Annotated in this window: 18 protein-coding genes; 3 read left to right on the forward strand and 15 right to left on the reverse strand. The window is 67.9% G+C overall.

The features are described 5' to 3' along the window. Positions 1-28: 28 nt before the first annotated feature. The 5 genes from IEX18_RS10735 to aroQ form a co-directional block, all read right to left on the reverse strand. Positions 29-367: a P-II family nitrogen regulator gene (locus tag IEX18_RS10735; protein WP_188658778.1), complete on the reverse strand. Its 339-nt coding sequence runs from the start codon at positions 365-367 to the stop codon at positions 29-31. A gap of 151 nt (positions 368-518) precedes the next feature. After that, positions 519-854, reverse strand: a complete 336-nt coding sequence (locus IEX18_RS10740) for an arsenate reductase family protein (protein ID WP_188658781.1) — start codon at positions 852-854, stop codon at positions 519-521. Continuing rightward, positions 851-2,203 carry an acetyl-CoA carboxylase biotin carboxylase subunit gene (gene accC, locus IEX18_RS10745; protein ID WP_188658782.1) on the reverse strand — a complete coding sequence of 451 codons (1,353 nt, stop codon included), beginning with the start codon at positions 2,201-2,203 and terminating at the stop codon, positions 851-853. Before accC ends, IEX18_RS10740 begins: the two co-directional genes overlap by 4 nt. A gap of 4 nt (positions 2,204-2,207) precedes the next feature. After that, positions 2,208-2,690, reverse strand: a complete 483-nt coding sequence (gene accB, locus IEX18_RS10750) for an acetyl-CoA carboxylase biotin carboxyl carrier protein (RefSeq protein WP_188658783.1) — start codon at positions 2,688-2,690, stop codon at positions 2,208-2,210. A gap of 57 nt (positions 2,691-2,747) precedes the next feature. After that, positions 2,748-3,182 carry a type II 3-dehydroquinate dehydratase gene (gene aroQ / locus IEX18_RS10755; RefSeq protein WP_188658784.1) on the reverse strand — a complete coding sequence of 145 codons (435 nt, stop codon included), beginning with the start codon at positions 3,180-3,182 and terminating at the stop codon, positions 2,748-2,750. 185 nt (positions 3,183-3,367) lie between these two features. On the opposite strand from aroQ, the gene thiS reads away from it, so the two are divergent. The 3 genes from thiS (at position 3,368) to IEX18_RS10770 (ending at position 5,019) form a co-directional block, all read left to right on the forward strand. Next, positions 3,368-4,375 carry a sulfur carrier protein ThiS gene (gene thiS, locus IEX18_RS10760; protein WP_188658785.1) on the forward strand — a complete coding sequence of 336 codons (1,008 nt, stop codon included), beginning with the start codon at positions 3,368-3,370 and terminating at the stop codon, positions 4,373-4,375. A gap of 94 nt (positions 4,376-4,469) precedes the next feature. Further along, positions 4,470-4,652, forward strand: coding sequence for a CsbD family protein (locus IEX18_RS10765; RefSeq protein ID WP_188658786.1), 183 nt, complete (start codon positions 4,470-4,472; stop codon positions 4,650-4,652). Positions 4,653-4,731: 79 nt separating this feature from the next. Continuing rightward, a complete protein-coding gene (locus IEX18_RS10770) occupies positions 4,732-5,019 on the forward strand; it encodes a hypothetical protein (RefSeq protein ID WP_188658787.1) in 288 nt (95 codons plus the stop codon). Between the two features lie 141 nt (positions 5,020-5,160). Here IEX18_RS10770 and IEX18_RS10775 read toward each other — a convergent pair whose 3' ends face one another. From IEX18_RS10775 to IEX18_RS10820, 10 genes are all read right to left on the reverse strand, one after another. Then, on the reverse strand, positions 5,161-6,792 hold the full coding sequence (locus tag IEX18_RS10775) for a thiamine pyrophosphate-binding protein (protein ID WP_188658788.1): 1,632 nt from the start codon (positions 6,790-6,792) through the stop codon (positions 5,161-5,163). A gap of 143 nt (positions 6,793-6,935) precedes the next feature. Beyond that, positions 6,936-7,397 (reverse strand): YaiI/YqxD family protein, encoded by a 462-nt coding sequence (locus IEX18_RS10780; protein ID WP_188659398.1) that lies wholly within the window; start codon positions 7,395-7,397, stop codon positions 6,936-6,938. A 101-nt stretch (positions 7,398-7,498) separates the two neighbouring features. Next, on the reverse strand, positions 7,499-8,191 hold the full coding sequence (rplA, locus tag IEX18_RS10785; protein ID WP_188658789.1) for a 50S ribosomal protein L1: 693 nt from the start codon (positions 8,189-8,191) through the stop codon (positions 7,499-7,501). A gap of 3 nt (positions 8,192-8,194) precedes the next feature. After that, positions 8,195-8,626 carry a 50S ribosomal protein L11 gene (rplK, locus tag IEX18_RS10790; protein ID WP_188658790.1) on the reverse strand — a complete coding sequence of 144 codons (432 nt, stop codon included), beginning with the start codon at positions 8,624-8,626 and terminating at the stop codon, positions 8,195-8,197. A 151-nt stretch (positions 8,627-8,777) separates the two neighbouring features. Then, positions 8,778-9,233: a DUF983 domain-containing protein gene (locus IEX18_RS10795; RefSeq protein ID WP_188658791.1), complete on the reverse strand. Its 456-nt coding sequence runs from the start codon at positions 9,231-9,233 to the stop codon at positions 8,778-8,780. Between the two features lie 90 nt (positions 9,234-9,323). Next, positions 9,324-9,860, reverse strand: a complete 537-nt coding sequence (nusG, locus tag IEX18_RS10800; protein ID WP_188658792.1) for a transcription termination/antitermination protein NusG — start codon at positions 9,858-9,860, stop codon at positions 9,324-9,326. 10 nt (positions 9,861-9,870) lie between these two features. Further along, a complete protein-coding gene (gene secE, locus IEX18_RS10805) occupies positions 9,871-10,068 on the reverse strand; it encodes a preprotein translocase subunit SecE (RefSeq protein ID WP_188658793.1) in 198 nt (65 codons plus the stop codon). 162 nt (positions 10,069-10,230) lie between these two features. Then, entirely contained in the window at positions 10,231-10,680 is a 450-nt protein-coding gene (locus tag IEX18_RS10810; protein ID WP_188658794.1) for a cytidine deaminase, read from the reverse strand. Beyond that, a complete protein-coding gene (locus IEX18_RS10815) occupies positions 10,680-11,351 on the reverse strand; it encodes a GH25 family lysozyme (RefSeq protein ID WP_188658795.1) in 672 nt (223 codons plus the stop codon). The genes IEX18_RS10810 and IEX18_RS10815 overlap by 1 nt, the downstream gene beginning before the upstream one ends. A 4-nt stretch (positions 11,352-11,355) precedes the next feature. Next, a complete protein-coding gene (locus tag IEX18_RS10820) occupies positions 11,356-11,838 on the reverse strand; it encodes a UPF0262 family protein (protein WP_188658796.1) in 483 nt (160 codons plus the stop codon). Positions 11,839-11,891 lie beyond the last annotated feature (53 nt).

The following is an 11,891-nucleotide window of genomic DNA, read 5'->3' on the forward strand; positions in this document are numbered from 1 at the left end:
TGTTGCGCCGCGTCAATTTACCTTTGCGTCAGATTGCCGCCTCGTCGCGCTCGCCCGTGCGGATGCGCAGCGCGGTCTCGACCGGGATGACGAAGATCTTGCCGTCGCCGATCCGGCCGGTCTGCGCGGCCGCCGCGATCGCCTCCACGACGCGTTCGGCGAGGCCGTCCTCGACCACCACCTCCAGCTTCACCTTCGGCAGGAAGTCGACGACATATTCGGCGCCGCGGTACAGCTCGGTATGCCCTTTCTGCCGGCCGAAGCCCTTGGCCTCGGTCACGGTGATGCCGGACACGCCGATCTCGTGCAGTGCTTCCTTCACCTCATCGAGCTTGAAGGGCTTGATGATGGCTTCGACCTTTTTCACGCTGTCCCCCGGGGTACGCCATGGATCCGCGCCCGCATGGGGCGTTGCAGGCAACGTGCCAGTCGGAGCCCGCAGGAGCAACCCGGCGGAGCAGGAGAATCAGTGCCTTAAAAATGGGCAAGCGACGCCATGGTGCACAAGGGCGCAGCAATCAGAGGATGGAGCGCACCGTGTCGGCGGGCCGGGCCAGAACGACGCCGCGCTCGGTCTCGACCAGCGGTCGCTGGATCAGGATCGGATCGGCGAGCATCGCGTCGAGAACGGTATCGTCATCCGCCCCGGCCAATGCAGCCGCGCCCTCTTCCGTCAGGCGCAGACCCTGACGCGGGGAAAGGCCCGCGCGGGCGTAGAGCCGCGCCAGCTCCGCGCGGCTCGGCGGCGTCTTCAGGTATTCGACGACCGTGACCACGGCGCCCGCCTCCTCCAGGAGGGCGAGCGTCGCGCGGGAGGTGCCGCAGCGCGGATTGTGGTAGATGGTCGCCTTCATGCCTCTTGGCGTGCCAGCCATTCCTCGAGCCACTTGATCGTATAGGCGCCCTCGGCGAACTCGGGATCCTCGATCAGGTCGCGATGGAGCGGGATGGTGGTCTTCATGCCTTCGATCACGAACTCCTCCAGCGCGCGGCGGAGCCGGGCGATGCAGCGTTCGCGGGTGGTGCCGTAGACGATCAGCTTGGCGATCATCGAGTCGTAATAGGGCGGAACCTTGTAGCCGGCATAAAGCCCCGAATCGACGCGGACATGCATGCCCCCCGGCGCGTGGAACTGCTTCACCAGACCCGGCGAGGGGGCGAAGGTGCGCGGATCCTCGGCGTTGATGCGGCACTCGATCGCATGGCCGGCGAAATGCACCTCGTCCTGCGTGACCGAGAGCGGGTGGCCCTCGGCGACGCGGATCTGCTCGCGGACGAGGTCGATGCCGGTGATCATCTCCGTCACGGGATGCTCGACCTGGAGCCGCGTGTTCATCTCGATGAAGTAGAAGGCGCCCGCTTCCCACAGGAACTCGATCGTGCCGGCACCGCGATACCCCATATCGGCCATCGCCTTCGCCACCACGCCGCCCATCCGCGCGCGCTCCTCCGCGGTGATGACCGGAGAGGGGGCCTCTTCCAGCACCTTCTGGTGGCGGCGCTGGAGCGAGCAGTCGCGCTCACCCAGATGGATCGCGGCGCCATTGCCGTCGCCGAACACCTGGAACTCGATGTGGCGCGGATTGCCGAGATACTTTTCGATATAGACGGTGGCGTCGCCGAACGCGGCCTTCGCCTCGCTGCCGGCCTGCTGCATCAGCGTTTCGAGCTGGTCAGGGCTGTTGCACACCTTCATGCCGCGCCCGCCGCCGCCCGATGCCGCCTTGATGATGACCGGGTAGCCGATCCGCTCGGCCAGGACGGCCGCCTCGGCCGGGTCGCTGATCGCGCCGTCCGAGCCGGGAACGAGCGGGAGACCGAGCGCGCCGGCAGTGCGCTTCGCCTCGACCTTGTCGCCCATGGTACGGATATGTTCGGGCTTCGGCCCGACGAAGATCAGCCCGTGCGCCTCGACGATCTCGGCGAACTTGGCGTTTTCCGACAGGAAGCCGTAGCCGGGATGGATCGCGTCCGCGCCGGAGATCTCGGCCGCGGCGATGATGTTCGGGATGTTGAGATAGCTGTCGGTTGCCGCGGGCGGACCGATACAGACGGCCTCGTCGGCGAGGCGGACGTGCATGGCGTCCGCATCGGCGGTCGAGTGGACCGCGACGGTGCTGATCCCCATTTCGTGGCAGGCGCGATGGATGCGCAGCGCGATCTCGCCACGATTGGCGATCAGCAGCTTCTTGATCGGCTTCATGCCGTCATTCCACCACGACGAGCGGCTGGTCGAACTCGACCGGCTGACCGTTTTCCACCAGCACCGCGGTGACGGTGCCCGCGGTCGGCGCGACGATCGGGTTCATCACCTTCATCGCCTCGACGATCAGCAGCGTGTCGCCGGCCGCGACCTTCGCACCGACCGGCGCGAAGGCCTTCGCCTCCGGGTTGGGCGAGAGATAGGCCGTGCCGACCATCGGCGAGCGGACCGTGTCGGCCGTGCTGGCGGCGGGAGCGGCGGCCACTTCCGCGGTCACGGCAGCGGCGGCCGGCGGAGCCGGGGCGGCGAGCGGAGCCGGCGAATAGGGCAGGGCGGCGGCGGCCGGCGCCTTGCGCGCGACGCGGATCTTGCGATCCTTGTCCTCGACCTCGATCTCGGTCAGCTGCGTGGTGTCGAGCAGCTCGGCGAGCTGACGGACAAGCTCGACGTCGATCTGCATCGAGTCGGTCGGTTTCGTATCGGTCATGGGAACCTTCCCAGTAATTCAGGTGCTGTTCAAGCGGCGATCAAGTCGGCGCGTCTGTCAGAACCGGGCCGCCGCTTCAAGCGCCAGCATATAGGAATGCGCGCCGAAGCCGGCGATCGTGCCGCGAGCGGCGCGACCTATGTAGCTGTGATGACGGAATTCTTCCCGGGCATGCGGGTTGGAGAGATGCACTTCGATCACCGGCGTGCGGATCGCCTTCACGGCATCGTGGATGGCGATCGAAGTGTGGGTGAAGGCACCGGCATTGACGATCGCGGCTTTGGCGTCCCGCGCCTGCGCCTCGTGCAGCCAATCGACCAGATGGCCCTCATGGTTCGACTGGCGCATGTCGATCGTCAGGCCGAGCGCGCGGGCCCGGTCCTCCAGCTGGCCGACGATGTCGTCGAGCGTGTCGTGGCCATAGATTTGCGGCTCGCGGGTGCCGAGCAGGTTGAGGTTCGGGCCATTGAGGACGAAGATGGTGTCGGACATGGTTGAGGCTTTCGGTTGAACCGCGCGGGTGGCGGGCCTAGGTGCTGGCGACATCCTTAGCCCGTTCGCCCCGAGCTTGTCGAAGGGCCGCTCTTCCCTTCGCACCGGGCGGGAGGGAGGAGCAGGGCTTCGACAGGCTCAGCCCGAACGGATGGAGGGACGCGCCCTCCGCGGAAACCAGCATCATGCCCCATACCGATGGCACCGTCTCGATCACCGTCAACGGCGAGCACAAGCGCGTCGCCGCGGGCCTGTCGCTCGCGCAGCTCGCCTCCGAACTGGGGCTGGTGCCCGAGAAGGTCGCGGTCGAGCGCAACCTGGAAGTGGTGCCGAGGTCGACGCTGGCCGAGGTGCAGGTCGAGGATGGCGACGATATCGAGATCGTCCATTTCGTCGGCGGCGGCGATCATCCCAGGCCGGTGGCGGACGACAGCTGGACCGTCGCGGGGCGCACCTTCCGCTCGCGGCTGATCGTCGGCACCGGCAAGTACAAGGACTTCGCTCAGAATGCCGCGGCGCTCGAAGCCTCTGGAGCGGAGATCGTCACCGTGGCGGTGCGCCGGGTCAACGTGTCGGATCCCAAGGCGCCGATGCTGACCGACTATATCGATCCACGCAAGGTCACCTACCTGCCCAATACCGCGGGATGCTTCACCGCCGACGACGCGATCCGCACCCTCCGGCTGGCGCGCGAGGCGGGCGGCTGGGACCTCGTCAAGCTGGAGGTGCTGGGCGAGGCGCGGACGCTCTATCCGGACATGCGCGAGACGCTGAAGGCGACCGAGGTGCTGGTGCGCGAGGGCTTCAAGCCGATGGTCTATTGCGTCGACGATCCGATCGCCGCCAAGCAGCTGGAAGAGGCGGGCGCGGTGGCGATCATGCCGCTCGGCGCGCCGATCGGCTCCGGCCTGGGCATCCAGAACCGGGTGACGATCCGCCTGATCGTGGAGGGCGCCAAGGTGCCGGTGCTGGTCGATGCGGGCGTCGGCACCGCGTCCGATGCGACGGTGGCGATGGAGCTGGGCTGCGACGGTATCCTGATGAACACCGCCATCGCCGAGGCGAAGGACCCGGTGATGATGGCATCCGCGATGCGCGCGGCGGTGGAGGCCGGACGGCTCGCCTATCGTGCCGGGCGGATGGGGCAGCGCCGCTATGCCGACCCGTCCAGTCCGCTCGCCGGACTGATCTGACGCAAGATTCATGGAACCTTAGGGCACGGCAGCCCGTTGGATCGGTCAAGAAGGCGACGAAATACTTCGCCGTCGCATCATAATGGAGGCGACCATGGGTGAGCTGACCGACAAGATCAAGGGCAACATCAACGAGGCCATCGGCAACGTGAAGGAAGCCGTTGGCAAGCACAACAACGACGCCGATCTGGCGGCCGAGGGCAAGGCCCAGCAGGCCGAAGGCAAGGGCGAACAGTTCAAGGGCAAGGTCAAGGGCGCGCTCGGCGACGACATCTGATCGCCGGTCTTTGACGATCTTTGCGAAGGGTCGTTCCGCCACGGCGGAGCGGCCCTTTTTCGGAACAACAAGGGGTTGAATGATGAAGAGGGTGCTGATCGGCTTGTGCGTGGTACCGCTGGCATTGTCCGTTGCGGCCTGTGGCGGCGCCGGTGACGACAAGCTCGCGAAGAATGTCGAGAATGCCTATGACAATCGCGCCGATGCGATGGAGCAGGCGGCCGACAATCTGGAAGATCAGGCGAAGCAGGTCCGCAAGAGCGGCGAACAGCAGGCCGACGCGATCGACGACGCCGATGTGAATGCGCAGGCGATGAGCGACGAGCAGAAGGCGGCGCTGGCGAACGGGTCCGAGAAGCTGCGCTGAGCAAACGCGGTAGTTGTCGTGGTAAAGTCCCTCCCCTTCAGGGGAGGGGTTGGGGTGCGGCCTGTCCACGCGAGCCTGCGCTTCTGGAAGCGCCCCACCCCCGACCCCTCCCCTGAAGGGGAGGGGGAATAGTGGCGCTCCTTACTGGCCCAGCATCTTCGCCGGCGTGATCACCGCGATATCCGTCTTCACGTGCAGGAGCCTCACGCCGGTTTGGGCGATCAGGCCGGACAGCGCTTCGGAGAAATCCTCCGTCCGCTCCACCGTCGCGGCGACGGCGCCATAAGCACGCGCGAGGGCGGCGAAGTCGGGACTGGCCAGCGTCGTCGCGCTGACGCGGCCCGGGTAGTCGCGCTCCTGATGCATCCGGATCGTGCCATAGCCGCCATTGTCGATGACGAGGATCAGCAGGTTCGCGCCGTGCTGGACGGCGGTCGCCAGTTCCTGACCGTTCATGAGGAAGCAGCCGTCCCCCGCCAGCGCGACGACGCTGCGTTGCGGGTGTCGGAGCGAGGCGGCGATCGCGGCGGGGAGGCCATAGCCCATCGCGCCGGCGGTAGGCGCCAGCTGCGTACCGGGACCGGCGTAGCGCCAGTAGCGATGCCACCAGCCCGAATAGTTGCCGGCGCCGTTGCAGATGATCGTGTCCGCGGGCAGCCGCTGCCGCATCGTCGCGACGCAGGGGCCGAGGTCCAGGGCGACGCCGTCGCGGGGCTGCGGCTCCGACCATTGGCGATAGTCCGCATGAGCCTCTGCCGCGGCCGGATGGGCGGGACCGTCGATCGCGGCGAGCGCCTCGGCGAACTCGACCATGCCGGCGCAGATCGCAAGATCGGTGCGATAGGTGCGGTGCAGCTCGTCGGGATCGGGATGGACATGGACCAGGCGCTGGCCGGGATGATCGGGGGTGATCAGCGTATAGCCGTCGGTCGTCGCCTCGCCCAGCCGCGCACCGACGACCAGCAACAGGTCCGCCGCACGAATGCGGTCGACCAGCGCCGGATTGGGGCCGTAGCCGAGATTGCCGGCATAGGCGGGGCAGTCGTTCGGAATCGCATCCTGTCGGCGGAAGGCGGCGGCGACCGGAACGCCGGCGCGCGCCGCCCAGTCGGCGAACGCCTGGCCGGCCGGCGCGTCCCAGCCCGCGCCGCCGACGATCGCCACCGGCCGCTCGGCAGTGGCGATCAGGTGGGCGAGATGTTCGGCCTGATCGCTGTCGCAGCCCTGCGCCACCCGCTCGATCCGCGGCCGGTCGGCGGCTTCGACCGTGTCGCGCAGCATATCCTCCGGCAGCGCGAGGACGACCGGGCCGGGACGCCCGCTCATCGCGGTCGCATAGGCGCGGGCGACATATTCGGGAATGCGGCGGGCGTCGTCGATCCGCGCCGCCCATTTGGCGATCGGCGCGAACATCGCCGGAAAATCGATCTCCTGAAACGCCTCGCGGTCGCGCGTGGCCCGGTCGATGTCGCCGACGAAGAGGATCATCGGCTGCGAATCCTGCATCGCGACATGCACGCCGATCGCGGCATTGGTCGCGCCGGGGCCGCGGGTGACGAAGGCGATGCCGGGGCGGTGCGTCAACGCCCCGTCGGCACAGGCCATGAAGGCCGCGCCACCTTCCTGGCGGCAGGTGACGAGGTCGATCTCCGGCGTGTCGTGAAGGGCATCGAGCACGGCGAGGAAGCTCTCCCCCGGCACGGTGAAGATGCGGTCGCACCCCTGGACGAGAAGCTGATCGACGAGCAGGCGGCCACCGGTGCGTTGGGTCATGGATCCGAACCTAACGGGCTTCGCGGTGCCTGCAACCATCAGATCGAGCCGTTCGCCCTGAGCGCAGTCGAAGGGCTTTGGGCTCGCCTGTGCTTCGACTTCGCTCAGCACGAACGGGGCAAGTCGGGTCGTGCAGTTCTCAATCAGCGGCGCATCAGCTTCACCAGCGCGGCGTCCAGTGCGGAGAGGAAGCGCGAGCGGTCGGCCTTGGCGAAGGGGGCGGGGCCGCCGATCTGGTCGCCGCCGGCGCGCAGGTCCGCCATGATCGCGCGCGTCGCGATCGCGCCGCCGATCGAGGCGGCGGTGAAGGGCCTGCCGGTCGGGGCGAGCACGGTCGCGCCCGCCTTCAGGCAGCGATCGGCGAGCAGGATGTCGGCGGTGACGACCACCGCCTTCGCATCGGCGCGTTCCGCGATCCAGTCGTCCGCCGCGTCGAAGCCGTCCCCGACCACGACCCGCGTCACCAGCGGGTGCTGCGGCACGCGCAGATGCTGGTTGCTGACGATGGTCACCGGCACTCCGACGCGCCACGCGACCCGGTACACCTCGTCCTTGACCGGACAGGCATCGGCATCGACGAGGATCTGGAGGCTAGGGGCGGACAGGGTGCGTTCCTCGGAGCGCTAAAGGGCGGATGCAAAAAGGGCCGGGATCGCTCCCGGCCCTCCTGGTCTGGTTAGCAGACGGGGCGGGGCCCCGCTCCGGATCAGGCGCCGGCGATCTCCGCCACGTCGACGCGGATGCCCGGACCCATGGTCGAGGACAGCGCCACCTTGCGGACATACTTGCCCTTGGCGCCCGACGGCTTGGCCCGGACCACCGCATCGACCAGCGCGTCGAAGTTGGCGCGCAGGTCCTCGGCGGCGAAGCTCGCCTTGCCGATGCCCGAGTGGATGATGCCGGCCTTCTCGACGCGATACTCGACCTGACCCGACTTGGCGTCCTTGACCGCCTGGGCGACGTTCATGGTCACCGTGCCGAGCTTGGGGTTCGGCATCAGACCCTTGGGGCCCAGCACCTTACCGAGCCGGCCGACGATGCCCATCATGTCCGGGGTCGCGATGCAGCGATCGAAGTCGATCGTGCCGCCCTGGACGAGCTCCATCAGGTCCTCGGCCCCGACGACATCGGCGCCGGCCTCGCGGGCCTCGTCGGCCTTGGCGCCGCGGGCGAAAACGCCGACGCGGACGGTCTTGCCGGTGCCCTTGGGCAGGTTGACGACGCCGCGGACCATCTGGTCGGCGTGACGCGGATCGACGCCCAGGTTCAGCGCGACCTCGATGGTCTCGTCGAACTTGGAGGTGGCGTTGGTCTTGGCCAGCGCGATCGCCTCGTCAATGCCGTGCAGCTGCTCGGGATTGATCGTCAGCGCCTTCTGCTTCTTGCTCAGCTTGGCCATGGATCAGCCCTCCACCACTTCGAGGCCCATCGCGCGGGCGGAGCCGGCGATGATCTTGGTCGCCGCCTCGATGTCGTTCGCGTTCAGGTCCTTCATCTTGACCTGCGCGATTTCCGACAGCTGGGACATCTTGATCTTGCCCGCGACCGACTTGCCCGGCTCCTTCGAGCCCGACTTCAGGTTGATCGCCTGCTTGATCAGGAAGGTCGCCGGCGGGGTCTTCGTCTCGAACGAGAAGGACCGGTCCGCATAGACGGTGATCTTGGTGGGGATCGGCGTCCCCTTGGCCATGTCGGTGGTCGCGGCGTTGAACGCCTTGCAGAATTCCATGATGTTGACGCCGCGCTGACCCAGCGCCGGGCCGATCGGCGGAGCAGGCTTGGCGTCGCCCGCCGGAACCTGCAGGTTGATGTAACCTGTGATCTTCTTTGCCATGTCACTCTCTCAATCCGGCCGCGGCAAACCGCGGCCTGGTTTCAAGTCGAGCGGTGTTGACGGACGCCGTCTCCGGCGCCCTCCCGCAAGCTTTCCATCGGTGGACGGAAGAGCGCGCCCTTAGCGACCGAAGCCGCGATTGGCAAGCACGCTACTGGTCGAAGTCGTTCGTTTTCGCATCCGTGCCGTGCAGTTGCGACCACAGCTCGCGCGTGCCCGCCTCCTGTGCGCGGTTCACATATTGGGAAGCGACCAGCCAGCCCTTGATCGGGCGGAGCGGCAGCAGCGTTCCCGCCGCCATGAGCGGCAGCGAGGTGACGAGATGCACCCAGAAGGGCGGCGAGAACTTGACCTGCAGCCAGACGACGAAGGCGGTCAGGGGCAGCGCGACGATGCAGAGCGAGAAGAAGGCCGGGCCATCGTCGGGCGCGGCGAAGCGATAGTCGAGCCCGCACCGCTCGCACCGATCGACGATCTTGAGGGCCGATCTGAACATCCGGCCTTCGCCGCAGCGCGGACAGCGGCCCAGCCAGCCGCAGCGGAGGATCCAGCGGAACTTCTCTCCGTCGGTGCGAAACTGGGGGCCGGGCGCCGGGTCGGTGGACATGCCCCGTCTATAGATCGGCCGCCGGCGCGGCGCGATGGGGCATATTGCCCTATCGACACCGCTGCCGGGGGGGGGCGTGCGCCCGCCCGCTTACTTGCTGCGTTCGACCTGCTCGAAGTCGAGCTCGACAGGCGTGGCGCGGCCGAAGATCGACACCGACACCTTGACCTTCGACTTGTCGAAATCGAGTTCCTCGACGACGCCGTTGAAGCTGGCGAAGGGCCCGTCGAGCACCTTGACCGCGTCGCCGATCTCGTAATCGACCTTGACCTTGGTCTTGGGCGCGGCGGCGGTCTCTTCCTTCGAGTTGAGCATCCGCGCGGCCTCGGTCTCGCTGATCGCCTGGGGCTTGCCCATCGCGCCGAGGAAGCCCGTGACCTTGGGCGTGTTCTTGACGAGGTGATAGACCTGGTCGTTCATGTCGAGCTTGGCCAGGACATAGCCGGGCATGAACTTGCGCTCGACCGCGACCTTCTTGCCGCGGCGCGCCTCGGTCACGGTCTCGGTCGGCACCTCGATCTGCTCGACCAGCCGGTCGAGGCCGAGGCGCGTCGCCTCCGCCATGATCGCGTCGCGCACCTTGCCCTCGAAACCCGAATAGGCGTGGATGATGTACCAGCGGGCCATCGATTGATCCTTACTGCGCGAGCTTGAGCAGGGCGTTGACCACCGCGTTGAAGAAGGAGTCCACGCCGAGGAAGAACAGCGCCAGGATCGTCGTCATGATCACGACCATCAGGCCGGTCATCCAGGTTTCCTTCCAGCTCGGCCAGATGACCTTGGCGGTCTCGGCCCGGACCTGCCGGATGAACTCGATGGGGGTCGTCTTCGCCACGTGCCGTCGTGCCCGCTTGATGAATGTCGCCGACGCCGCGAGAGACAGGGCCCCTCCCGCCGGCTTCCCATGGAAACCGGCGCGGAGCCTATCCTTCGCTGTCGGATAGGAAGCGCACTTAGTCGCGCGTCGAACCGAAAGCAAGCAAGCGGTGGAAGGCGGTCAGGCGAGCCCGAGGTCGCCCGGGCCGAAGGCGGCGGGCAGCAGCTCCGACAATCGCCAGCTTCGCACCGCATCGCCCTCCGCCGCGCCGCAATGGACGGGCAGGTCGATGCCGCCGAGCTGCGCCGCCTCGTTGAGCACCTGGCGGCAGCGGCCGCAGGGGCTGACCGGACCGGTGCCGGTCGGGCGACCGTCTGCGTCCATCGCGCCGCCGATCACCCCCACGGCCACCACGTCGCGCAGGCGGCCGGCGGCGCTGGCGGTGGCGATCGCCACGGTCTCCGCGCAGAGCGACAGGCCATAGCTGGCGTTTTCCACGTTCGCGCCCGTCACGATGCTGCCGTCGCGCAGCAGCAGCGCCGCCCCGACGGCAAAGCGGGAATAGGGGGCGTGCGCGTTCAGCGCCGCCTGCCGGGCCGCCGCGATCAGCCGGGTCGCCTCGTCGCTCATCAGTTCCTCACCACGTTCCAGTTGACCGGCTGCGCCACGCCGTCGACGCGCCTTATGTCGCTCGCCCGCCACATGCGCCAGGGGCGGGCGGCATAGTCCGGCGAGATGAAATTGGCCACTGCCCAGACCGGCCGGTCGAGCCTGGCGGACAGCGCGTAGATGCGCTCGACCGGGCGGGCGACGCGCAGCAGCACCGGCTTGCCGGTATGCGCCTCCACCATCGCCACGAAGCGTCTGAGGTCGGCGACGAGCGTGGCCGGATCGGGGCGCGCCTCGCAATCCTCGTGGAAGTCGATGTCGATCGCGGCCGGCAGTGCGTCGCCGGCGCGGGGCACGGTGGTGTTGAACGCGTTGGCCTGGGCCATGGCGGGCTGGCACAGGGAGTAGCGATGCACGGCGCCGCGCCGCAGTCCGCTGGCGGGCAGGGCGTTCCAGTTCGCCTCAAAGGCCGGCGCGCGGGCGCGGCCATCCGTCGCGATCAGATAGGCGAAGTCGGCGCCCTGACCGCGTACCACGCCCCATTCCACGTCGCCCGGATCGGCGGGAAGATCGATGCCCTGGAGGGAGTAAGTCTGGCGGGACGGTGCCCAATGCGTCGCCCAATGCCAACCGGCGATGCCGGTCGCGCCCGCCAGCGCCAGGACGGCGGCGGCGCGTGCCACGAAAATCATGTCGTCAGTTCCTGAGATGCAAGACGCACAGCAGCGTGAACAGCCGCCGCGCGGTATCGAAATCGACCTCGATCTTGCCGGCCAGCCGCTCGCGCAGCAGCTCGGCGGCTTCGTTATGGATGCCGCGACGGGCCATGTCGACCGTTTCGATCTGCTGCGGCGTCGCCTGGCGGATCGCCTGGTAGTAGCTGTCGCAGATCGCGAAATAGTCCTTGATCGGCCGGCGAAAGCGGCCGAGCGCGAGCACCAGCGTCTCGAGATGGGAGCCGTCTTCCCGCGCGATATGGATGCCCAGCCGGCCCTCCTCGGTTTCCAGCCGGATGCGGTAGGGGCCGGCATAGCCGTCCGGGTAGGCGCGCTGGGGGGCGAAGTGATTGTCCTCGACCAGGTCGAAGATCGCGATCCGTCGCTCCTGTTCCACATCGGCGGAGCGCCAGCCGATGCTCTTCTCGTCGAGCTCGACATGGATGATGCGCGGATCGGCCATGGTCGCTCGATAAGGCCGCGGCGCGTGAACGACAATTCCGGTTTGTGGCGGCG

The sequence above is a fragment of the Sphingomonas metalli genome, from assembly GCF_014641735.1.
GTDB classification, from domain to species: domain Bacteria; phylum Pseudomonadota; class Alphaproteobacteria; order Sphingomonadales; family Sphingomonadaceae; genus Sphingomonas; species Sphingomonas metalli.

Coding starts and splice junctions, on each gene's coding strand:
- IEX18_RS10740 (WP_188658781.1), bottom strand. CDS start 854: ATGAAGGCGACCATCTACCACAATCCGCGCTGCGGCACCTCCCGCGCG.
- accC (WP_188658782.1), bottom strand. CDS start 2,203: ATGAAGCCGATCAAGAAGCTGCTGATCGCCAATCGTGGCGAGATCGCG.
- accB (WP_188658783.1), bottom strand. CDS start 2,690: ATGACCGATACGAAACCGACCGACTCGATGCAGATCGACGTCGAGCTT.
- aroQ (WP_188658784.1), bottom strand. CDS start 3,182: ATGTCCGACACCATCTTCGTCCTCAATGGCCCGAACCTCAACCTGCTC.
- thiS (WP_188658785.1), top strand. CDS start 3,368: ATGCCCCATACCGATGGCACCGTCTCGATCACCGTCAACGGCGAGCAC.
- IEX18_RS10765 (WP_188658786.1), top strand. CDS start 4,470: ATGGGTGAGCTGACCGACAAGATCAAGGGCAACATCAACGAGGCCATC.
- IEX18_RS10770 (WP_188658787.1), top strand. CDS start 4,732: ATGATGAAGAGGGTGCTGATCGGCTTGTGCGTGGTACCGCTGGCATTG.
- IEX18_RS10775 (WP_188658788.1), bottom strand. CDS start 6,792: ATGACCCAACGCACCGGTGGCCGCCTGCTCGTCGATCAGCTTCTCGTC.
- rplA (WP_188658789.1), bottom strand. CDS start 8,191: ATGGCCAAGCTGAGCAAGAAGCAGAAGGCGCTGACGATCAATCCCGAG.
- rplK (WP_188658790.1), bottom strand. CDS start 8,626: ATGGCAAAGAAGATCACAGGTTACATCAACCTGCAGGTTCCGGCGGGC.
- IEX18_RS10795 (WP_188658791.1), bottom strand. CDS start 9,233: ATGTCCACCGACCCGGCGCCCGGCCCCCAGTTTCGCACCGACGGAGAG.
- nusG (WP_188658792.1), bottom strand. CDS start 9,860: ATGGCCCGCTGGTACATCATCCACGCCTATTCGGGTTTCGAGGGCAAG.
- IEX18_RS10810 (WP_188658794.1), bottom strand. CDS start 10,680: ATGAGCGACGAGGCGACCCGGCTGATCGCGGCGGCCCGGCAGGCGGCG.
- IEX18_RS10815 (WP_188658795.1), bottom strand. CDS start 11,351: ATGATTTTCGTGGCACGCGCCGCCGCCGTCCTGGCGCTGGCGGGCGCG.
- IEX18_RS10820 (WP_188658796.1), bottom strand. CDS start 11,838: ATGGCCGATCCGCGCATCATCCATGTCGAGCTCGACGAGAAGAGCATC.